This is a genomic window from Roseibium sp. LAB1 (assembly GCF_054658235.1).
On record NZ_BAAGIB010000001.1, the window covers coordinates 305,076 to 325,174 of the forward strand.

Genomic DNA, 20,099 nt, shown 5'->3' on the forward strand with positions numbered 1-20,099 from the left:
AAGAATCACGATAGGTAATTTGGCCAGAGCGGCGCTGCAGCCAGCTCCAGAACATTGCCGTCCGGATCGTTGAAATAGAGGCTTGTACCGCCTGCCGGCCATGAGACCTCGCTGACAACTTCCACTCCCATTTCGCCAAGGTATTCCCGCCAAGGATCCAGTTGGTCGGAACCAATGCGAAACGCAAAATGGCTGTGCCCCGTAGTATCGTGCCCCGGAACGACACCACCCGGCGTCTCTACGTCTTCCCCGGTATGCCCGCGATGAAACACCAGGAGAGCCTGGGCGGGGCCGGCATCATAGGCAAACAGCCTTTCTCCGGCGACCATGCGTTTCAATCCCAGGGTTTCCGAATAAAAGGAATGAGCCGTCTCCATGTCGTCGACATAAACGGCGGTTTCCAGGATGCCATCAAGCTTCGGCCGCATGTTCTTTTTCTCCGCATGAGACAAGTGGGTCATTCTTAACACTCATTCGCCGGGAATTTCAGGATACCCGGAAAGGTTTTCTTTCGAACCGCCATCGCCGTTCGGATCGTTCGCGAAGCGTCAGCATTCCGCTCCGAGGTGATCGACGTCGACGAGGAGGGTTTTCCCGAGTTTGTGGGGAAGGTCTGTGATTTTCACTTCTGGAAAATGCAAAGATCTCAAACCCTTCGGCGGGAACGAGCAGTGAATTTCGCAGCTCGATTGTTTCACGTCGTCGTCAAACGGAAACAGCAGCTAAGCATCATTGGCAACTGATATAGCTTTGCACCATTCAGTCAAAGAACGCGCAGCCTTTCGAAAGATCTGCCGGTCACGGCCGAAAGCGTCAGCCGGGAAAGTTCTGTGCGTGCATAACCGGCTTGAATTCGGTTACGGTATATTCCGCAACTCCCGCCGACTTGAAGGGATCTTTGTTGATCGTCTGCTCGATTTCAGAACTGTCTGCGGCGCGAGCCAGGATCACACCACCGGTTCGCGGTTCTTTCGGACCGGACGCAAGGAACAGACCGGCCGCATATTGTTCCCTCAAGAAGGACCTGTGGTCTTCGACCAGGGCGTCGATCTCTGCCAGTTCGGCAGTGTAGTGAAGATCAATCACAAAAAGGTTCACAAAGGCTCCTTTCAATATCGAAAGCTTGAAAAAGAGGCCCGGTTCTGCCGCGAACGGCTGAACCGGGCAATCTGCATCAGACGACCGTCAGCTTGACGTCGATATTGTTCCGGGTGGCGTTGGAATAGGGGCACACCTGGTGGGCCTTGGCCACAAGATCTTCCGCGACGGCCTTGTCCAGACCCGGCAGGGAAATTTCAAGCGCAACAGCAAGACCGAAACCGCCTTCCGAGCGCGGCCCGATACCGACGGTTGACGTGATGGAGGTATCGGCCGGCACCGCGATCTTCTCCTGGCCACCGACAAATTTCATGGCACCGATAAAGCAGGCAGCATAACCGGCGGCAAACAGTTCTTCCGGGTTGTTGCCTTCGCCGCCCGCACCGCCGAGTTCTTTCGGCGTCGCCAGCTTGACCTTGAAGGATCCGCTCAGCGTTTCCGCTGCACCGTCGCGGCCACCGGTTGCCTTTGCCCTGGTTTCATATTTCACATCGACAGCCATCTGCTGGCTCCTTCTCTTCGTTTTCAGTCACGTTAGTATTTTATATCGCTTCAGATTTTATCGTGTACGATATAAATTACCCACATATACTCACATTGTTAAATCGTCAACAGTTGCGACCATATCGCGCGCGATTTATAAGGAGCGAATGAGCGAGACAACTAACCAGATGTCCCTGCTGGACGCGATTGGATTTTCCGCGCCGGAAGCGACTGAAAAACAGAAAAAAGACAAACCGGCAAAAGCCGGAAAGTCTGAGAAGAAACAACGCAGGAAAGCCGCAGCCAAGCCTGAGGCAGAAACGATTTCCGGCGTTGAAGGCAATGATGCGGGCGAAGCAGAAATTGATGCTGCCGTCGCAGAAACGCCCCTCCCGCAACAGGTAACTGAAACTGGGGAGACACCGGACGTTGCTGCGGAAACGGAGGTCGCGAAAGACCACGGCACCGAACGGCCCGCACCTGCTCCAGTTGCCAAAGATCTGGACGACGACAGCCAGCACACTTCGGATGGCACCCTGCCGCTCGACAGGCACCTGTGTTTTGCTCTTTATTCCGCCAATCACGCGATGCACGGCGTCTATAAGGCCTTGCTCAAGGAAGTCGGCCTCACCTACCCGCAGTTCCTGGCCATGACGGTGCTCTGGGAAACCAACAACGTTCCAGTCGGTGCAATCACGTCCAAGCTGCAGCTTGACACCAACACCCTGACACCGCTCTTGAAGCGGCTTGAGGCCATGGGCCTGGTAACGCGCACGCGCAACATCAAGGACGAACGCCAGGTTATCCTGAAACTGACCCGCAAGGGCCGCGCCTTGCAGAATAAAACGGAACATTTCAGCACCTGCATCATGTCTTCGACAGGACTGAAACTGGAAGAAGTCATCGACCTTCAAGCGAAAGTCATGCGCCTGCGCGACAATTTGCGGGAAGCTGGCCTGGAGTAGCGCCTGGCGACGAGCGCTGGATAAGGTATGTTGCCCTAAAATGGGTTTCCATAAGAAGGGCTCCGGGAGGTCGCTTTACCAGCGCTAATCTCGGGGCCTTTTGCTTTGGCAATCACGGGGCTTTGTGATCTTTTGTAGCGTAACTCAAGTCTTTGTCGGCTGGCATTCCCCTCCATGGCGTCGTGTTTGTCGAATTCGACAACAAAACACTCGACAGGAAGCAGCCTTAGTACAGGTATGCCCTCCACACCCGTGGACCGGTGTTTACCTTCTCACTGTCAGGTGCGTTTGCTTTTGTTGACCCACCTTCACGATCTCGACGGCATCATTTTTCCGTCAGCAATGCCTGCCGGAGTGTCCGTGTTAGAACGGCTTCCGCCTCGCCCACGTCCCAGCCGCAGTCCTGTGTCAACAGACCCCAGGCCTGCACACTGAACGACGCCCAGAGAAATTCGGAAGCGGTCTTCGCCGTCCAGTCGGATTGCAGCGCACCGTCTTGTTCCAGCGAGCCGGTCAGGACAAGCAGCCACTGCCTCAATTCAGACATCCGGTCTTCCCACGCCGCTGAAGCGTCCGCATCGGTGGTTCGCAGGCGGATCAGGTCCGAGGCAACCGGGTAGATTTCCTTCACGAAACCGATCCAGACGGCAACGGTAGTGTTCAACCGTTCATGCGGCTCCGGCTTGTCGAAGGCGGCAAACAATTTCGCCCGTATGTCGAGCCGTTCATCCGCCCGCCGGACAAGCGCAAGGATCAGGCCACCACGGGAACCGAAATGATCGTAGACGGACTGCCGGCTGATTTTCGCGGCCTTGGCAATTTCCGCCAGAGACACGTCTGCTCCCCGCTGCGAAATAAGCATCCAGGCACTATCGAGAATTTCTGCGTGAGTGCGCTGCACTCTTGCTTGACTTGACACGTGTAAACTTTCCTGCGATTTGACACGTGTAAAGTTATGGAGAACCCTCATGGACGTCAAGCAACAGTCAGACCAATTCGTAGCCTGGTACGGCCCCGGCACCGACGGCAGCAGCCCGACGGAAAGCCAATGGACACAAATCCTGGGACGCGACGATGAAAAACCGGTGACCCTGATCAATTTCTTCAAACTGAGGGAAGTCGCAAAATACGCTGGCGGAACGACCGACCAGACAGGCCAGGAGGCATTTGCCAGCTATGCGGCCGCAAGCATGCCTGCCATGGAGCGGGCTGGTGGACGGTTCCTGTATGTCGGGCCGTTCCAGAGCATGTTCCTGGGTGAAGACGAGGATTGGGACCTTGTCGCAATCGGTTCGTATCCCGACCTGAAGGCTCTCGTCGCACTCTACTCGGACGGCACCTATCGTGAGGCGTTTCACCACCGCACCGCCGCCTGTCTGCACCAGAAGGTTCTGGTTTGCGGCGACTGAACCGAAATACAGTTGATCAGAAATAGGGTTAGAACGGCAGGCCGAACCAGAGTGCGGCAATGCCAAGGAAGGCGAAGAAACCGACCACATCGGTGACCGTCGTGACGAAGACGCTGGAGGCGATCGCAGGATCGACGTTCACCCGATCAAGTACGATCGGGATCAACAGACCGGAAAGACCGGCAAACAGCATGTTGATGACGATCGCCCCGCCAATCACCACCCCGAGCCCGGGACTGGCGAACCACAACCAGGCAGTCACGCCGATCAGGAAGGCCAGCGCGACACCATTGAGCGCACTGACCAGAATTTCGCGGTTGAGAACGCGCAGAAGGTTGCGGGCGCCCAGTTCCTGGGTCGCGATACCGCGCACCGCAACGGTCATGGTCTGGGTGCCGGCATTGCCGCCCATGGAAGCGACAATCGGCATCAGCACCGCAAGGGCCACCATGGCCTCAATCGTATCCTCGAACAGCGCAATCACCACGGATGCGAGCACGGCCGTCCCCAGATTGACCACCAGCCAGGTCAGGCGTGAACGCGCGATGGTCATGACGTTGTCGGAGATCTCTTCGTCACCGACACCGGCCAGGGCACGCAGGTCTTCTTCCGCCTCTTCCTGGATAACGTCGACGATGTCATCAACCGTCAGAACACCCACCAGACGGTCGTTCTCGTCGACAACAGCAGAAGACACGAGGTTGTAGCGTTCGAACCGGCGGGCAACCTCCTCCTGGTCTTCCGTTGCAAGCACCGCCTGGCGGGTCTCCTCCATGATGGAAGTGACCTTCTCGTCCCGCTTGGTGCGCAGGATCTTGTCCAGGTGTACCGACCCCAGCAGCTTGAAGGTCGGATCCACCACATAGATTTCGTAGAAACTGTCCGGAAGGTCCCGGGCTTCGCGCATGTAGTCGATGGTCTGGCCGATGGTCCAGAACGGGGCAACCGCAATGAACTCGGTCTGCATGCGCCGGCCAGCGCTTTCTTCCGGATAATCCAGCGCCTTTTGCAGCTGGGCCCTGTCCGCATAGGGCAGCTCTTCCAGAATGGCGGCCTGATCGTCCTCGTCGAGGTCTTCCAGAATATAGACCGCATCGTCCGAATCGAGGTCGCCCAGACCTTCGGCAATGACTTCCCTCGGCAGGTCTTCCAGAACCTGCAGACGCACCGCCTCGTCAATCTCGGTCAGGGCGGTATAGTCGAAATCCTCGCCCAGGAGCCGGATGAAGGACGCGCGGTCCTCGGCCTCCAGCGTCTCCAGAAGGTCGCCCGTATCGGCTTCGTGAAGGTCGGCAGCAAGGTGTCTCAGGCTATCCTGATCGCCCGCCTCGATTGCTGCTTCAACGGCCGCAATGAAATCGCGATTGAGGTGCTCGTCTTCGTCGCGCACCGGAATATCCGGAACTTGAGAGGCTGTGACGTCGAGCTCGGATGCTTCACTCATCAGGCGCCTCCCCTCAACACGCGTTGATCCCTTCCGGCGAAAGGCACCGGACACTCCTCACCAGATCTATCGTTTGCGGTAGCAAAGCGCCACCGGAAAAGCGAAACCGGTCCACAGACTTAACTCGGAAACTCCAGCTTGGTTCGAATGCGCCCTTTGGCTCTGGCATCCCGTCAACGCAGCTTCGGGCCGGCACAGCCCTTGTCCACTGCAACGCTTCGCAAATGGTCGAGATAGTCGCGGGTGTCTGGCGGCAGAATGGCCTCGTCATCGGAAATGCAGCGCTCTGCACGGCGAAACGCCCGGCGCGCCCGCTCGCTGGCAAGGCACACCCTTCCCGCTGCCAACACCTCCTGCTCGACATACCAGAGTTGCTGGCACGTCATCGCACCGAACCGTCCCGGATCAACGGCCGGATTGACGGAGAGCGACTGAGCCACCGCTGCTCCCGTAAAGCAAAAAAGGGCCAGCGCCACGAGATACCTGACGCATCGCAGGGCCTTCAGCGCCCCCCCGAAGCCCCGCCTCAAACACTCATGCATGGGCAGACTGCTCCAGCGTGGATGGCAAAGGTTCGGACATCAGTGCAAGGGCATAAAGCAACGCCAGCGTGACGCCGTACCGAAACATCGAATAGAGACTGCCAGCCAGGATCAAGGACATGGTGCGGTTTGGCATATCAGGCAGGAAAAACGTGAAAAACAGGACTGCGGAAACTGCGGTCAGTCCGACACAGACCAGATAGGCTTTCCACGCAGCGAGGGGTCGAAGAACCACCAGGACGAGAACGACGATCATTGCCGCACCTTCGGCACTCGTCACAAGAAGTTTCCATAGCCCGGGTTCACTCAATATGCGCGGAAACAGACCGCTCCAGAAAGATGTACTTGGCACGGATACCAGCCAGAAGTCCTTGACTGAATAAACTTCCGGGAAAAGCTGGATCAGCAACAGGCAGACGACCAGAGTAAGAATCACGCCCCGGACAACCCAGCGCCAGTCCGGCTTTGCGGTATCGGTCATGCCATCCTCACATCGGGTCGCCACATCCACGAATTGCGACAGGTAAAAGTGGCCTCAAGAGGGCTTCAGCGCCGCTTGGTGGAAACCGAACGTGGAGACAGCTGTCTTGCGTCGTAAAGTCCGCTTCATTCCACCTCGCATTCAGGCGGCCGGGTATCCATGGTCCAGTCCTTCACAGGCAGGGCTTCGAGAGAAGTCTTGAAACTCTTGCCGTTCAAGACGCCCTTGCCGGTCAAGAGGTTGACGTCGCACTGCCCGTTGGCATCCGGATCCAGGGTATCGTAGTAGGAATATGTGTAGCCGGCGACCCGGAATACGCCATTGCGATAGGCGATGGTCAGGATCTGCTCCCAGCGATTGCGCCCGATGGCCGAATTTTCCGAATAGATCTTCAGCGACCCGTGTTCGGTCGCCTCCATCCATGGTTCCTGACCGTACATGCCGCCGCGCCACACCATGTCCTTTGCATGGGCAACCTGTTTCCAGCCGTCACCAGCGTCGGTAAAGACATAGAGATCTCCGCCCTCATCCGTTTCCACGAGGACTGCACGGTATCGATTGATGTCGCCGTCGACAGGAGAGGTCACGGCACCTGCAATTGCACCGGCCGGGACCATCGCCTCCTGCTCCTGCGCCCAAGCTGCGCCGGACAAGGCGCTCGAGGACAGCACCAAGGCACCGGCGAGGCTGAAGATGGAACGAAATTTGGACACGTGCGGCTTCCTTCGATTTCGCATGATGCGCCGACCAGGATTTTACCGGCGGAACCCTGAGGCCTGTTCCGTCCAGAAAAGCACATCGCAACATGTCCCAAAAGCCGGTATCTGAATTTTCCCAGATCAATCAGGTATTTTGCAGGCACGCGCACTAAAGCAAAAAGGCCGCCCTGAAGGGCAGCCTTTTGAGGAAGCATCGGTAGGAATGCTTCGAATATGGTGCGGTCGAGAAGACTCGAACTTCCACGGGTTTTACCCCACAGCGACCTCAACGCTGCGCGTCTACCAATTCCGCCACGACCGCATATTCGATTGTTCCCGGCGCCTGTCAGCGTCGAGGCGCTCCATGTAGCAAAAGGAATTTGGGGGCGCAAGAGGCCTTTTTGCAATAATTCACAGAGACGCGATTTTTCTTATGCAGAAATGTTTTAGCCGATCAAAGCGGCCCGTCTGTGCGCATGGGACGGATGTCTGGAGGGCGCATCAGAACTTCGGTGATCGAGATGCCGATCCGCTCACCCAGCAGGACCACCTGCCCCTTGGCGACAAGGGTATTGTTGGCGTAGATCTTCACGTCGTCGTCTTCAGCGACGTCGAGGTCGATCACAGCACCACGGCCCATGCGGAGCAACTGATGGACAGGCATCTCATTCTCGCCGAGAACGACGGAAATATCGACTTTGATTTCATCGAAGGTGGTCATCGGACGCCTTGATCCTTAAATAGGGCAAACTAACCCGCCAGCGCTTGACCATACCACGGCATGGCAAGCCAGCTCAAAAAACAATGAAGTGTCATCCACATGTCACCCGCCGATCGAGACGCCCTTTCCCTGAGTTTTCTGCCCGTTTCCGGCTCCCGGCCCGTCGAGTGGCGGATATCCGACGATCTGGTCGACTATGAAACCGCTCTGCGGGAAATGGATGAACGGGTTCAGAGAATCATTGCCGGAGAAGCGGACGAGCAGGTTTGGCTGCTGGAACACCCCCCACTCTACACAGCCGGAACCAGTGCCAAGGATAGTGATCTCGTCGCACCGGACCGGTTTCCGGTCTACCGCACCGGGCGCGGCGGACAGCACACCTACCATGGCCCGGGCCAGCGTGTTGCCTATGTCATGCTTGATCTGAAACGGCGTCAGCAGGATGTGCGCGCCTTCGTCTCCGCCCTTGAAGCCTGGCTCATCAGCACACTCTGGCACTATCACATCCGCGGCGAACGCCGGGAAGACCGTGTTGGTGTCTGGGTTCGCCGGCCGGATCGTGGGGCAACGATCGAGGACAAGATCGCCGCTATCGGTATTCGACTGCGCAAATGGGTGACGTTCCACGGCATCAGCTTCAACGTGGAACCCGAACTGGACCATTTCACAGGAATTGTTCCCTGCGGCATTACCGAACATGGCGTGACCAGCCTGGTCGATCTTGGCCTTCCCGTCAGCATGGCTGAAAACGACAGCGTTCTGCGCGCGGAATTTGAGAAAATTTTCGGACCGACAGTATCGGTCTGACGCAGGCCAGTGGCACGAGGATCTCGACCCGCTACTTCGTACGTAAAGTAAGGCGAGAATCAAGCTCGAGTTGCACTAAGCCTGGAAAGACAACTTCAAGAAATTTCACTGTTACTTTTGCCAGTAGATTTGGCGAATATATGAGTTTTTCAATTTTTTCAGTTCCAAACCGCGTCTGAAGAGGATCTGATTTAGTATTCCTTCATTCAGATAGGCGAATACAGGCACAAACCTTCTCAAGAATGGGAATGAAGTTTGTGACCCAGGCTCTCTCAGTTCGCTCCCGCAAGAGCGTCATTACCAAAATCCTGCTGGCGGCCGCCGGCGTCATCGTTCTGATATTCGCCGGCTTCGGCCTTTTCAACGATACCTTGCAGCGCAATGCAAAAACGAACGAAGTGCGCGACTACATGACCGGCGTTGGTCAGTCTGAAGTCAACATCGTCACAAACTGGTTCGAAGCGCGCATGCTGCTCATTGAGGCGCTGGCGGAACGTATTGCCAAACAGCCCGACGTGACACCCGAGTTCTTCGACCTGAAGACCCTGACAAGCAATTTCAGCGCGACCTATTTCGGCGTGGAAGCAGACGGCGCCTTCAACATGTGGCCGCCGGCCGATCTGCCTGAAGGCTATGACCCGCGCGTTCGCCCCTGGTACAAGGATGCCGTCACCAAAGGCGGTCCCGTGATCACAGCACCCTATCAGGATGCATCGACGGGCAACCTCATCGTGACAGCCGCAACCCCGGTCAAAACAGGCAGCGCACTCACCGGTGTTGTCGGTGGCGACTTTGACATCACCACTCTGGCAAACATGCTGGCCTCATCGAACATGAGTGGCCTTGGTTACGTCTTCGTGACCGATTCCAAGGGCACCATTCTGGTGCATCCGGACAGCAACATGATTTCGAAACCACTCAGCGAGCTGTTCCCCAACGAGCCGGTGAAGGTTACCGCCGAACCGCAATTCGCCTCCAGCGCCAACGGAGAGCGCATCCTTCAGTTCGTTCCGGTCACCGGTCTGCCGGTGGACTGGCAGATTGGTCTTTCCGTCGATCGGAGTGCTGCCTTTGCCAGCCTGACGAGCTTCCGCTATTCGGCAATCTTTGCGACCGTGATCGCAACCGTGCTGATGCTTGTCATCCTCGGCACCTTGTTCCAGACGCTTCTGGCCCGTCCGCTCGCGTCCGTAACCCGGTCCATGGCACAGATCGCGGAAGGTGATCTGGAGACCCCGGTTCAAGGTCTTGAGCGCAACGACGAAATCGGCTCGATCGCCAACGCCGTGGAAGTTTTCAAGACCAACGGCATGGAACAGCGACGCCTGGAAGCAGAACGTGCCGCCGAACAGGAAGCCAAGCATAGCCGGGCGGCAACCGTCGACCAGCTGCTTGGCGGCTTCAACCAGGAAATCCGCAGCGTTCTGGAAACCGTCTCCAACGCGACGGAGGAACTGGAACGAACGGCCCGCGAACTGGCGCAAACCTCCGAACAGAGTTCGACTGATGCAGAATCGGCTGCACGGACCACCGGTGACACCGCCGCCAATGTCCGCTCTGTTGCCGCAGCTTCCGAGGAGCTGACCTCCTCCATCGCGGAGATCGCCCGACGCGTCGAAGAACAGGCTGGCATTTCCGAACGTGCTTCCAGTGCTGCTTCGCAGACGGACCAGACCGTGCAAAGCCTGGTGGCAACAACAGACCGGATCAGCCAGATAGTCAGCCTGATCAACGATATTGCGGCCCAGACAAACCTTCTGGCGCTAAATGCCACCATCGAGGCGGCACGTGCCGGCGAGGCAGGCAAGGGGTTTGCGGTTGTCGCCTCGGAAGTCAAATCACTGGCCAACCAGACCGCACAGGCAACAGAGGAAATCGCAACGCAGATCCAGGCAATGCAGACCGTCTCGAACCGCGCAGCCGAAGCCATTCGCGACATCAGCAACGTCATCGCGGAAATGTCCGAAATCTCCAAGGACATCTCTGTTTCGGTGGAACAGCAAAGCCTCGCGACAAACGAGATTTCACGCAACGTCAACGAAGTGTCTACCGGTACTGATGCCATCTCCGAGACCATCATACAGGTTTCCAGCGGCGCCCAGTCGACTGGCCGCAACGCCGCGGACGTGCTGTCGACGGCCGAAGCACTGACGAGTGAGTCCTCCAAGCTCAGCTCCAAGGTGGATCGCTTCTTCAACGACATCCGCGCCGCATAAACAGCCAAAACGACCAAGGAAACAGGCGGGCCCTGAAGCCCGCCTTTTTTCTATGGGGACCGGCACCCAGCCTCCGTGGCGCTCTGGCCACTCCCTGGCGGAGCGCAAGGACTGGTCATTTGCAATGCGAGACTGATCGACGATGGATTGAGCTCAAGCGGTAATCCCTCGCGGTCCTGCGCGTGGCACGGCGTCGCGCGGCGATTGACAGGCGTGGCACTGACGGTCACGTCGCCACATTCGATTTTCCCAAGGAGTGCAGAAACGCCCGTAACTTGCCCCACCCACCGGGTGACCAGCCGAGTGAGCGCAGCCTGTCAGTCGTCATTCCACCCGGTGTTTGCGACGAGGCTTCCGGCGGTTCAAGAGCCAGACCTGCTTCGGCAGCGTAAAGTCCCAATAGGTCCCGACGGTCGATCAGAATGTCAGAGACGTTGTAGACTTGGAATGGTTCGCCTGCCGCCTCCCCTCCTGTCAGAACCAGGCTGACGGCGGCAGCAAGGTCATCCCCGTGAACTTCCGTTCCTTTGCGCGGCACAACTGGAGAACCCGACGCAAACTCCAGGAACAGATCCGACCATTTGTGCTCTTCAACGCCCGGTATGAGGCCGTAAACACCGGTCGCCCGCAGCGCGGTGCCTGTCATGCCCGGGCCGCACAACGCCTTCAGTGCGCTCTCCCCGGCCAGCTTCACCTCGCCATAAAGCGTATCGGGTGATGGGACGTCCGTTTCCGAAAGTGTTTCGCCCTTGCGATGATCGCCATAAACCGCTCGGCTGGAGAGAAAAACGATATGGCCGCACCCCGCAGTTCTGGCCGCTTCGAAGAGGCGCCGGGAGCCATCAACATTCAGCCTGGCGAACCGCTCGGGATCATTTCCCTCGCCGCCCCTGAACTTTCCGGGTTCATGCACCAGCGCGCAATGAACGAGGACATCGGCTGGTGGCAGCTCAGGATCGGGGTCAACCAGGTCGAAGGCATGAAAGGCTACCCTTTCGTCTTCAACCGCACGCCTGCCCAGAACCGTAACCTGGCAGCCGTCCTCGAGCAGCCGCTGCAGGATGAACCGGCCGACCGTTCCACTGGCACCTGTCAGAAGGACATGCATCACGAAGCCTGCTTTGCGGCCCACTCCAGAGGGCCAGGAAGACCCGCAATATCATCTGGAATGCCGTCACCGGTCGCAAAGGCCTGCCAGAGATCGATCAGCGGACGCAGCTTGGCGGTCTTTTCATGTCCTGTTTGCCACGGCTTTTCATACTGGTAGTGGAGCACATGGATCTGCTCCCAGTTCCACAGATCAGGCAGATTGAACCAGACATATTGGAGCATGTTGAAGAACACGGGCAAACCATGCCAGTTGGGGAAATAATGCTCCAGGAATGTCTGGTCCGTGCGCCGCCAGAAGGCGTCCGGCCGGTCCAGACATGCCAGCATGGCCTCGAATGTGGTGTCGTCCGGGCGGGCGGTAAAGACGCCGCTGTTCAGCCGGTGAAAGTCCTGCAGGTTTTCATAGACATTGGGCGCTGCACAGAATTCGGGATAGCCGAACAACTTGTCGCTGTTCCGCAGCACAAGCGCATCGGCATCGATGAAGACGACCCGGTCATATTCCGCAAGCTGCCACAGGCGCAGCTTGACGAAATTGTCCAGCGGCGTGTGAAAGGCGGGTTTGCCGCCTTTCGTGAATGGAGCCGCCTTGTGCAGCCGGCCTCGCTCATGGCGCTCGTTGAACCCTTCACTCGTCGGCAGGTGCTCGCACCGACCAAACCTCGGACCAAATGCCGACAAGGCGGCAAGATCCGCTTCATCGACACTCGGCGTGTACAGGACAACCAGATCGGCTTCGGTTTCCGTGTGCCGGAGCGATCGCAGCAAGGCGGTCGCCCCGAGAACGTAGTCCCGGTTGGTCACCAGTGTCACATAAGCGCAGGAACTTTCCGGTGCCCGGTCGAACTCTGGAACATCTCGCATGCCCAGCCTCAGGAGACAGATTTCAGACGCGGATGCTCCGGATCCCGCTCGATCTCACCTGCGATTTCCTTGGTCCAGGCGGACACAGCCGGCACACGGCTGCGGTCGACGCGGTATGCATAATTTTTGGCGACATCCACCACTTCGCTCAACAGCCCTTCTTCCAGGGTGATCGGATTGAGGCCCAGCTCAAGGAACTGCTTGTTCTCGACCACCAGATCGTTTTCGGAAGCTTCCTTGCGCGGGTTCGGCAGGTAGGCAACCTTGGCGCCGGTCAGACGTGAAATCAGTTCCGCCAGATCCCGCACACGATGGGTTTCGGTCATCTGGTTGAACACCTTGACCCGGTCGCCCTTTTTCGGCGGGTTCTTCAATGCCAGTTCAATGCAGCGAACCGAATCCTGAATATGGATGAAAGCCCGTGTCTGGCCACCGGTGCCATGCACCGTCAGCGGATAGCCGATGGCTGCCTGGATCAGGAAACGGTTCAGAACCGTGCCATAGTCGCCGTCATAGTCGAACCGGTTGATCAGCTGTTTGTGGCGAAGGGTCTGTTCCGTATGCGTGCCCCAAACGATCCCCTGATGCAGGTCGGTGACCTTTAGTCCGTCGTTCTTGGCGTAGAACTGGAACAGCAGCTGATCCAGACACTTGGTCATGTGATAGATCGAGCCGGGGTTGGCCGGATAAAGGATTTCCTGCGCCGCTTTGGAGCCGTTCAGGGTCTCGACGTCGACCGACAGATAGCCTTCCGGAATAGCGGCACCAACACTGGAATAGCCGTAGACGCCCATGGTGCCGAGGTGGACAAGATGCGCATCGAGATCCAGCTCCACCATCGCGTTGAGCAGATGGTGTGTGGCATTGACGTTGTTGTTGACCGTGTAGTTCTTGTGCTGATCCGATTTCATCGAATAGGGCGCAGCGCGCTGTTCGGCGAAGTGGATGATGGCATCCGGCCTGTTCTCTGCAAGCCAGGCCTTGAACACTTCGTAGTCGCGGGCAATATCGATCAGGTGGAACCGAATGGTGTTGCCGGTTTCCTGCTTCCAGATCCGCGTGCGTTCCTGGATCGAATCCATGGGCGTCAGCGATTGCACGCCAAGCTCGGCATCGATCCAGCGACGGCTCAGATTGTCGATGATATGAACTTCATGGCCCTGATCCGACAAATGCAAGGATGTGGGCCAGCCGACAAAACCATCACCGCCAAGTATCGCAATCTTCACTGAAAATCTCCCGGTTTCACGTTTCGGCACCAACCGTGCGGCACCGATTGCTTCATCTGAAAGATCAGATCATTGCGATATTTCCGTGACAACTCAACTTCGAATGTCGTGATTGATATAGAAAATACGATTGGCCACAGCCGGTTAAGCCGTATCGCGCACCTCAAAGGCACCCGAGCAGGGCTCTACCGGCTCAAGGTCCTTGACCAGATTTACCCTTGCGAGGGACGGCCCATGCCAGAGCACATCCAGCATGTCGACAACGGTATCGGAAGGGCCTGAAAACACGGCCTCCACCCCACCGGAGCTGAGATTGCGCACCCAGCCGGCCAGCGCCCTGTCTTCAGCTTCCCCCGCACACCAGGCGCGGTACCCAACACCCTGGACCCTGCCCTCAATCAGCACGTGAACGGTCAATGGATCAGCGGTCATTCAGGTCTCCGAAGTTCGCGATGCGGCAAAAGCTTAGTGCAAACCTGCCTGTTCGCAAACGTCTGCGTGTGGTTCAGGCTGTGGACACTTGTGTGCCGCGCTTTTGCTCGTCCAGCATGACCAGCAACGACGCGCCGACAATCACCAGTGCACCCGGCCAGAACGCACCGCTCGGGGCAAAACCGAAGGCAAGGAAGCCGACCGCGATATTCAGCGGCAGCTTCAGATGATCGAAGGGTTGGACGAAGGCGGCATCCGCCTTCTGGTAGGCAAGGGTCAGCAGGTAATTTGCCAGCACGGTCAAGGCACCAGCCCCCATCAGCAGCCAGAGCGCCGTTCCGGTCGGCACGATCCCTCCTTCACCCAGGGCCAGCAACGCGTTGACCGGCGTCAAGAGAAGCAGCAGATAGACGGTGATGGAATCGGCGTTTTCCGTGGCGGTCAGCTTCTTGGTGACCAGCGAAGTACCTGCCCAGAAGGCGGCAGCCCCAACCGGCAGCAGCGCTGCGAGGCTGAAGGTTTCCGTCCAGGGTTCCAGAATCACCATGCCACCTGAAAACCCGGCCAGCGTCGCCAGCCATCTGATCATGCCCACCCGTTCCTTGAAGAACACTTTGGCGCCAATGATCACGAAAAACGGTGAGGTCATCACCAATGCGATTGCCTGCCAGATTTCCACCCTTGCGAGACCGGCAACCCACATCTGGATGCCAATCACGGCAAGGCCGCCACGGGCAAGATGCCAGCCGATCTGATTGGTCTTCAATGCCGACAGGCCCCGCCGCAGGACGAACGGCAGTCCAACCAGCAGGCCCAGCGCATATTGCCAGAAGGCGGCGGAAGTCGACGGCACGCCCAGCTGCATGGTCGAGGCCTGCAAGGCACCGTTTACAAGGGCGAACGAGGCCCCTGCCCCGATCATGGCAATAGCGGCGAAAAGAGGTTTCTTGAGAGTGGTTGACATGGGCGTCCTATCTGCGATCCGTTCCGTCATCTTTCAGAACAGTCTCAAAAGACACACGCCCACCGCCCTTCTCTGGAATGGCGGCGGTCAAGTTCTCTCTCATCCGGACTTTCGGGTGGCCTTGCTTGACGCCACCTCAACCGTCGGCTCCGGCCTCTCACCGGATCTGCTGACCCCCGGACATGTTGTCCGGAGCGCTCGCGGGCTCCAGGTTTCCCTGATACCGCCGGTGGGGAATTTCACCCCGCCCCGAGAACTGCTCTCCGAGGCTTTCAGTATCCCTGAAATGACTGGGATGCAATAGAGGAACGACCCGCCTGACCCGCGGCGGCATGTCAGGCCACGCAAACCCGGTTACGGCCGGCCTGCTTGGCACTGTAAAGCGCTTCATCAGCCCTGGCGATGGTCTGGCTGATTTTCTCGCCTTCCTCGACGCAGGCAGCCCCGATGCTGACCCGCATGGAAATGTGCTGTTCCTCATGCATATGGGGAACGGTTTCGACCGCCCTTCGAATGCGCTCGGCGATTTCGAAGGCGTTATCGAGGTCGCAGCCTTCCAGCAGGCAGTAGAATTCCTCACCACCAGCCCGGGCAAAGATGTGAGGCTCTTGAAGCTCGCTCTTTAGCAGGCCGACCAGATGATGCAGCGCAGCGTCGCCGCAGGCATGCCCGTACTGGTCGTTGATCTGTTTGAAATGATCGACATCCAGCACGAGAAACGACAGTTTAGTCGACGTCTTTTGTGCCCGTTCCTGAGCAGAAGCTGCCAATTCGAAGAAACGGCGGCGATTATAGGCCTCGGTCAGTGAATCGCGCTCAGCCGCCCATTTGAGACGTTCTTCCAATCGCTTGCGTTCGGTAATATCGAGCATGGAACCGGCAAGACCGTTCACCTCGCCGGAAACCCGATCGTGCGTGACTGCCTTGTGGAAGGTCACGGTTCGACGCTCGCCATCGGCATAGCAAACGTCCGCCTCGTAGATCTGAATGCCACCGCGTTGCATCAGCTCTTCGTCGGCCGCTTCATAGACCTTAGCCAATTCGGGGGGCGCTACGTCGTAAACACTGGCGCCGCAAACCTTGCTGGCCGGCAAACCGATGAACGCCTCAAAGGCCTTGTTACAGCCGCTGTAGATCCCGGCCCGGTTCTTGAAGAAGATTGGCGACGGCAGGTTGTCGATCGCAGATTGAAGGTTGTCCCGCTCAATGGCAAGGTCACGGCACTTTCTGAACAGAACCCCTTGCCGTGCGTTCATGAGCTCGGCGCGTTTAAGGGCAAGCAACAGCAGATCCGCATCGTCGGCGTTGACAACATCATCCACACCGCCATCCAGCAATTTCAGCTGATCGTCCGCCCGTAGTCTGCCTTTGGTGCAGGCTATGATGAAGGTCGTCTCCCGTATTCTGGTAAGGTCGCATGAGGGTAATACCCCCGTTGCACCAACGTCCAGAAGGCAGACCTGAAACGGACAGCCTGACAGCGGCTGTACAACTCCAACCTGATGCAGGATGTAACCGGCAGGCAATTGCGGAGGCGGTCTGTTGGCAGGCGAATAATAACCAACGTCAACCGCCCTCTCAGACGGTACCGTCGTATCATTGGTATCCGTTGCATGCATCCGTTCTGCCAAGGCGCACTCCTCTTGAAACACAACGTACGGGAAAATCGATAAATTCGAAGTTAAGAAAGTTCGCCTGCAACAAGAAGCCAGCCCACGGACACGTCGAAACGCTTGCCGTTACCGGACGTTGAAATGGGTTGCTATGTCCTGAGGTTTTTCAGCAATCAGGACCGGATGTTCGGCAGCCAACTCTTCCCGGCTACCGTAGCCCCACAACACGCCAATGCCAGACACGTCGTTGGCGTTTGCGCCGATTAGGTCGTGCTTGCGGTCACCGACCATCACCGTTTGCGAAGACAGAATGTTTTCTTCGCTTAGAATATGCGCAATCAGCTCGGCCTTCGCGGAGCGCGTGCCGTCCAGTTCCGCACCATAGACAGTGCCGAAAAAGCCCATCAGACCGAAATGCTCAACGATCCGTCCTGCGTAGCTGTGGGGCTTGGATGTGCACACGTGAAGTACAAACCCGTCCCTCCTGAGTGCCGACAACAGTTCGGGAATACCTTCAATCAGCGAATTCTCGAAAAGCCCCGTGACCGTATAGCGCTCACGGTAATAGGCAACGGCCTGATCAAGCAGGGCCTTGTCTTCCGTCCCCAGCAGAACCTTGAAGCTGTCCCAGAGCGGTGGTCCGATACACCAGCGCAGGTCTTCCGTGTCCGGCGCCTGCCCGCCCATCTTTTCAACGGCATACTGGATTGAACGGGTAATGCCTTCGAAGGGATCTGTGAGAGTGCCGTCCAGATCGAACAGGATAGTGGAAATCGTCATGATGCTCCGCAAAGTATTGAAAAAGAAAGCGGCCCGGACCGGATGGTCGCAGGCCGCTGAATATCGGCAGTGTCCGATGCCTGTCAATCAGGCTGTGCCGGGCGCTTGCCAGTGGATCAGGAAAACTCCATGATCACGGCATCGACGGCAAGACTGTCGCCGGGAGTTGCTTTGATGGCGGTCACGACACAGTCGCGCTCTGCTCTCAGAACGTTTTCCATCTTCATGGCTTCAACGACAGCGAGCTGCTCGCCGGCCTTGACTTCCTGTCCTTCCTCCACCGCGATGGACACCACAAGTCCCGGCATCGGGCACAGCAGCATCTTGGACGTATCCGGCGGCAGCTTCTCCGGCATCAAGGCGTCCAGCTCGGCAATTCGCGGTGTCATCACCTTGGCGACCACCGAATACCCCTGCCACTCGAGGCGGTAACCGCCGCGCTGCGTCCGGACCTGAACGGTGACGTCCTGCGTGCCGACCTTGCCGGACCAAAGCGGATCGCCCGGAGCCCAATCGGATTCCACACTGACCACCGGTCCATCGCCGATCGCGACATCAATTTCAATGGGTGTGCCCGGATACCCCGCAGCGAGGCGGATCGGAACATAAGTCTTGTCGAGTTTGATCACCCAGTCTTCGCGAGTGGCACCGGAATGGGCCCGCAGCCGCCCGGGCAGATGATCCAGACGCTCGCGCTGCAAAGCGCCCATCGACAGCGCAACGGCGGCAAGAACCGAATAGGCTGCGTCATCGGGAACGGCCGGCTCAAACCCGTCCGGATATTCGTCGGCAATGAAACTGGTGGCCAATTCGCCGGAGCGCCAGCGCGGATGGTTCATGAGTGCCGTCAGGAATGGCACATTGTGCTGGATCCCGTCGACGTAAAACGCATCAAGCGCCGAACTCATCGCGTCGATAGCCTCTGCGCGGGTCGGCGCGTGGGTGATCAGCTTCGCGATCATCGGATCGTAGAACATGGAAATTTCCGACCCTTCCACAACACCTGTGTCGTTTCGAACGGTCACTCCGTTGCTAGCCTCTTCCGCCGGCGGCCGGTAGCGTACGAGCCGGCCGATCGACGGCAGGAAATTGCGGTACGGATCTTCCGCATAGATACGGCTTTCCACGGCCCAGCCGTTCAGCTTGACGTCTTCCTGGACAAGTTCAAGCTTCTCACCGGCGGCGACACGGATCATCTGCTCCACAAGATCAACACCGGTGATCAGTTCTGTCACCGGATGCTCGACCTGCAGACGGGTATTCATCTCCAGGAAGAAGAAGCTCTTGTCCTGCCCGGCGACGAATTCGACCGTACCGGCGCTGTCGTAATCGACGGCCCTGGCAAGTGCGACGGCCTGTTCGCCCATCTTGCGGCGGGTTTCCTCATCGAGCAGCGGCGACGGAGCCTCTTCGATGACTTTCTGATTGCGGCGCTGGATAGAACATTCACGCTCGCCCAGATAGATAGCGTTGCCATGCTTGTCGCCCAGCACCTGGATTTCGATATGGCGAGGGTTTTCGATGAACTTTTCGATGAAAACCCGGTCGTCTCCGAAGGAAGATGCCGCTTCGGACTTTGAACGGGTATAGCCGTCGCGGACCTCGTCCGCGTTCCATGCAATGCGCATGCCCTTGCCGCCACCACCCGCGGACGCCTTGATCATCACCGGATAACCGATGTCTTCGGCAATCTCGACAGCCTGCTCCGGGCTTTCGATGACACCGAGATACCCGGGCACGGTGCTGACATTCGCCTCGTTGGCGAATTTCTTGGATTCGATCTTGTCGCCCATGGCCATGATGGCGCGCGGGTTCGGGCCGATCCAGACAATGCCTTCCTTAGCCAGCGCCTCGGGAAAGCTGGCGCGTTCGGACAAAAAGCCGTAGCCCGGATGCACAGCTTCAGCACCGGTTTCCTTGCACGCGGCAATGATCTTGTCGGCGATCAGATAGGATTCCGATGCCGCTGCAGGACCGATATGAACCGCTTCGTCGGCCATTTCCACATGCAGTGCATCGCGATCGGCATCGGAATAGACCGCAACCGTCTTGATGCCCATACGGCGGGCCGTCTTGATGACGCGGCAGGCAATCTCACCACGGTTGGCGACTAGTATTTTGGAGAACATGAATTTCCACCCAGCTGGACCATTTTCCATTTTGTAGGCCGCACCACATTGGCACGCAACTTATCCAAAGGGCGAGACGTGATTTTGCGGATAGCTCCGCCAGGGTGTGACCCG

Annotated in this window: 21 protein-coding genes, 1 tRNA gene and 1 riboswitch; of the genes, 4 read left to right on the forward strand and 18 right to left on the reverse strand. The window is 57.9% G+C overall.

All coding sequences use genetic code 11. The annotated features are described in order from the left end of the window. Nucleotides 1–5: 5 nt before the first annotated feature. The 3 genes from ACYQ54_RS01405 to ACYQ54_RS01415 form a co-directional block, all read right to left on the reverse strand. Nucleotides 6–461, reverse strand: coding sequence for a VOC family protein (locus tag ACYQ54_RS01405; RefSeq protein WP_460078663.1), 456 nt, complete (start codon nucleotides 459–461; stop codon nucleotides 6–8). Between the two features lie 352 nt (nucleotides 462–813). Then, a complete protein-coding gene (locus tag ACYQ54_RS01410) occupies nucleotides 814–1,098 on the reverse strand; it encodes a YciI family protein (protein WP_460078665.1) in 285 nt (94 codons plus the stop codon). 76 nt (nucleotides 1,099–1,174) lie between these two features. After that, complete coding sequence (locus ACYQ54_RS01415) at nucleotides 1,175–1,600, reverse strand: organic hydroperoxide resistance protein (RefSeq protein WP_460078667.1); 426 nt, start codon at nucleotides 1,598–1,600, stop codon at nucleotides 1,175–1,177. A gap of 148 nt (nucleotides 1,601–1,748) precedes the next feature. On the opposite strand from ACYQ54_RS01415, the gene ACYQ54_RS01420 reads away from it, so the two are divergent. Continuing rightward, complete coding sequence (locus tag ACYQ54_RS01420; protein ID WP_460078669.1) at nucleotides 1,749–2,546, forward strand: MarR family winged helix-turn-helix transcriptional regulator; 798 nt, start codon at nucleotides 1,749–1,751, stop codon at nucleotides 2,544–2,546. Nucleotides 2,547–2,871: 325 nt separating this feature from the next. Here the strand turns inward: ACYQ54_RS01420 and ACYQ54_RS01425 are convergent, their stop codons facing one another. Continuing rightward, a complete protein-coding gene (locus ACYQ54_RS01425) occupies nucleotides 2,872–3,465 on the reverse strand; it encodes a TetR/AcrR family transcriptional regulator (protein ID WP_460078670.1) in 594 nt (197 codons plus the stop codon). Nucleotides 3,466–3,514: 49 nt separating this feature from the next. Between ACYQ54_RS01425 and ACYQ54_RS01430 the strand changes: the two genes are divergently transcribed. Then, nucleotides 3,515–3,955, forward strand: a complete 441-nt coding sequence (locus ACYQ54_RS01430) for a DUF1330 domain-containing protein (RefSeq protein ID WP_460078672.1) — start codon at nucleotides 3,515–3,517, stop codon at nucleotides 3,953–3,955. 28 nt (nucleotides 3,956–3,983) lie between these two features. Here the strand turns inward: ACYQ54_RS01430 and mgtE are convergent, their stop codons facing one another. The 6 genes from mgtE to ACYQ54_RS01460 all read right to left on the reverse strand — a co-directional run bounded on the left by mgtE (nucleotide 3,984) and on the right by ACYQ54_RS01460 (nucleotide 7,841). Further along, entirely contained in the window at nucleotides 3,984–5,399 is a 1,416-nt protein-coding gene (gene mgtE, locus ACYQ54_RS01435; protein ID WP_460078674.1) for a magnesium transporter, read from the reverse strand. Between the two features lie 173 nt (nucleotides 5,400–5,572). After that, a complete protein-coding gene (locus ACYQ54_RS01440; RefSeq protein ID WP_460078675.1) occupies nucleotides 5,573–5,839 on the reverse strand; it encodes a hypothetical protein in 267 nt (88 codons plus the stop codon). 94 nt (nucleotides 5,840–5,933) lie between these two features. Next, nucleotides 5,934–6,422 carry a hypothetical protein gene (locus tag ACYQ54_RS01445; protein WP_460078677.1) on the reverse strand — a complete coding sequence of 163 codons (489 nt, stop codon included), beginning with the start codon at nucleotides 6,420–6,422 and terminating at the stop codon, nucleotides 5,934–5,936. Nucleotides 6,423–6,547: 125 nt separating this feature from the next. Beyond that, nucleotides 6,548–7,135, reverse strand: a complete 588-nt coding sequence (locus tag ACYQ54_RS01450) for a hypothetical protein (protein ID WP_460078680.1) — start codon at nucleotides 7,133–7,135, stop codon at nucleotides 6,548–6,550. 220 nt (nucleotides 7,136–7,355) lie between these two features. Beyond that, a tRNA-Leu gene (locus tag ACYQ54_RS01455) sits at nucleotides 7,356–7,442 on the reverse strand. A 132-nt stretch (nucleotides 7,443–7,574) separates the two neighbouring features. Then, complete coding sequence (locus ACYQ54_RS01460; protein ID WP_022998287.1) at nucleotides 7,575–7,841, reverse strand: FliM/FliN family flagellar motor switch protein; 267 nt, start codon at nucleotides 7,839–7,841, stop codon at nucleotides 7,575–7,577. Nucleotides 7,842–7,940: 99 nt separating this feature from the next. Here ACYQ54_RS01460 and lipB point away from each other — a divergent pair, with 99 nt between their 5' ends. Both lipB and ACYQ54_RS01470 read left to right on the forward strand, forming a co-directional pair. Further along, nucleotides 7,941–8,648, forward strand: a complete 708-nt coding sequence (lipB, locus tag ACYQ54_RS01465) for a lipoyl(octanoyl) transferase LipB (protein ID WP_460078681.1) — start codon at nucleotides 7,941–7,943, stop codon at nucleotides 8,646–8,648. A 248-nt stretch (nucleotides 8,649–8,896) separates the two neighbouring features. Next, nucleotides 8,897–10,864 (forward strand): methyl-accepting chemotaxis protein, encoded by a 1,968-nt coding sequence (locus tag ACYQ54_RS01470; protein WP_460078684.1) that lies wholly within the window; start codon nucleotides 8,897–8,899, stop codon nucleotides 10,862–10,864. A 226-nt stretch (nucleotides 10,865–11,090) separates the two neighbouring features. Here the strand turns inward: ACYQ54_RS01470 and ACYQ54_RS01475 are convergent, their stop codons facing one another. The 8 genes from ACYQ54_RS01475 to ACYQ54_RS01510 all read right to left on the reverse strand — a co-directional run bounded on the left by ACYQ54_RS01475 (nucleotide 11,091) and on the right by ACYQ54_RS01510 (nucleotide 19,985). Further along, nucleotides 11,091–11,996 (reverse strand): NAD-dependent epimerase/dehydratase family protein, encoded by a 906-nt coding sequence (locus tag ACYQ54_RS01475; RefSeq protein WP_460078685.1) that lies wholly within the window; start codon nucleotides 11,994–11,996, stop codon nucleotides 11,091–11,093. Then, nucleotides 11,972–12,838 (reverse strand): glycosyltransferase, encoded by an 867-nt coding sequence (locus ACYQ54_RS01480; protein ID WP_460078686.1) that lies wholly within the window; start codon nucleotides 12,836–12,838, stop codon nucleotides 11,972–11,974. Before ACYQ54_RS01480 ends, ACYQ54_RS01475 begins: the two co-directional genes overlap by 25 nt. Nucleotides 12,839–12,846: 8 nt before the next feature. Further along, the gene (locus tag ACYQ54_RS01485) at nucleotides 12,847–14,067 is read right to left on the reverse strand and encodes an NAD-dependent epimerase/dehydratase family protein (protein WP_460078688.1); all 1,221 of its coding nucleotides are present in this window, start codon (nucleotides 14,065–14,067) and stop codon (nucleotides 12,847–12,849) included. A gap of 144 nt (nucleotides 14,068–14,211) precedes the next feature. Continuing rightward, nucleotides 14,212–14,499, reverse strand: coding sequence for an acylphosphatase (locus ACYQ54_RS01490; protein ID WP_022998281.1), 288 nt, complete (start codon nucleotides 14,497–14,499; stop codon nucleotides 14,212–14,214). 73 nt (nucleotides 14,500–14,572) lie between these two features. Continuing rightward, complete coding sequence (locus ACYQ54_RS01495) at nucleotides 14,573–15,463, reverse strand: DMT family transporter (protein WP_460078690.1); 891 nt, start codon at nucleotides 15,461–15,463, stop codon at nucleotides 14,573–14,575. An 87-nt stretch (nucleotides 15,464–15,550) separates the two neighbouring features. Then, nucleotides 15,551–15,724, reverse strand: a riboswitch (FMN riboswitch). Nucleotides 15,725–15,798: 74 nt separating this feature from the next. Continuing rightward, nucleotides 15,799–17,094: a sensor domain-containing diguanylate cyclase gene (locus tag ACYQ54_RS01500; protein WP_460078692.1), complete on the reverse strand. Its 1,296-nt coding sequence runs from the start codon at nucleotides 17,092–17,094 to the stop codon at nucleotides 15,799–15,801. Between the two features lie 108 nt (nucleotides 17,095–17,202). Then, nucleotides 17,203–17,856, reverse strand: a complete 654-nt coding sequence (locus tag ACYQ54_RS01505) for an HAD family hydrolase (protein ID WP_460078694.1) — start codon at nucleotides 17,854–17,856, stop codon at nucleotides 17,203–17,205. Between the two features lie 116 nt (nucleotides 17,857–17,972). After that, complete coding sequence (locus ACYQ54_RS01510) at nucleotides 17,973–19,985, reverse strand: acetyl-CoA carboxylase biotin carboxylase subunit (protein ID WP_460078696.1); 2,013 nt, start codon at nucleotides 19,983–19,985, stop codon at nucleotides 17,973–17,975. Nucleotides 19,986–20,099: the final 114 nt, after the last annotated feature.

Bases quoted from the DNA above. Each gene is read 5' to 3' on its own strand.
- ACYQ54_RS01415 (WP_460078667.1), bottom strand. From the start codon at position 1,600: ATGGCTGTCGATGTGAAATATGAAACCAGGGCAAAGGCAACCGGTGGC.
- ACYQ54_RS01495 (WP_460078690.1), bottom strand. From the start codon at position 15,463: ATGTCAACCACTCTCAAGAAACCTCTTTTCGCCGCTATTGCCATGATC.
- ACYQ54_RS01480 (WP_460078686.1), bottom strand. From the start codon at position 12,838: ATGCGAGATGTTCCAGAGTTCGACCGGGCACCGGAAAGTTCCTGCGCT.
- ACYQ54_RS01505 (WP_460078694.1), bottom strand. From the start codon at position 17,856: ATGACGATTTCCACTATCCTGTTCGATCTGGACGGCACTCTCACAGAT.
- ACYQ54_RS01490 (WP_022998281.1), bottom strand. From the start codon at position 14,499: ATGACCGCTGATCCATTGACCGTTCACGTGCTGATTGAGGGCAGGGTC.
- ACYQ54_RS01430 (WP_460078672.1), top strand. From the start codon at position 3,515: ATGGACGTCAAGCAACAGTCAGACCAATTCGTAGCCTGGTACGGCCCC.
- ACYQ54_RS01405 (WP_460078663.1), bottom strand. From the start codon at position 461: ATGACCCACTTGTCTCATGCGGAGAAAAAGAACATGCGGCCGAAGCTT.
- ACYQ54_RS01510 (WP_460078696.1), bottom strand. From the start codon at position 19,985: ATGTTCTCCAAAATACTAGTCGCCAACCGTGGTGAGATTGCCTGCCGC.
- ACYQ54_RS01470 (WP_460078684.1), top strand. From the start codon at position 8,897: ATGAAGTTTGTGACCCAGGCTCTCTCAGTTCGCTCCCGCAAGAGCGTC.
- lipB (WP_460078681.1), top strand. From the start codon at position 7,941: ATGTCACCCGCCGATCGAGACGCCCTTTCCCTGAGTTTTCTGCCCGTT.
- ACYQ54_RS01460 (WP_022998287.1), bottom strand. From the start codon at position 7,841: ATGACCACCTTCGATGAAATCAAAGTCGATATTTCCGTCGTTCTCGGC.
- mgtE (WP_460078674.1), bottom strand. From the start codon at position 5,399: ATGAGTGAAGCATCCGAGCTCGACGTCACAGCCTCTCAAGTTCCGGAT.
- ACYQ54_RS01420 (WP_460078669.1), top strand. From the start codon at position 1,749: ATGAGCGAGACAACTAACCAGATGTCCCTGCTGGACGCGATTGGATTT.
- ACYQ54_RS01445 (WP_460078677.1), bottom strand. From the start codon at position 6,422: ATGACCGATACCGCAAAGCCGGACTGGCGCTGGGTTGTCCGGGGCGTG.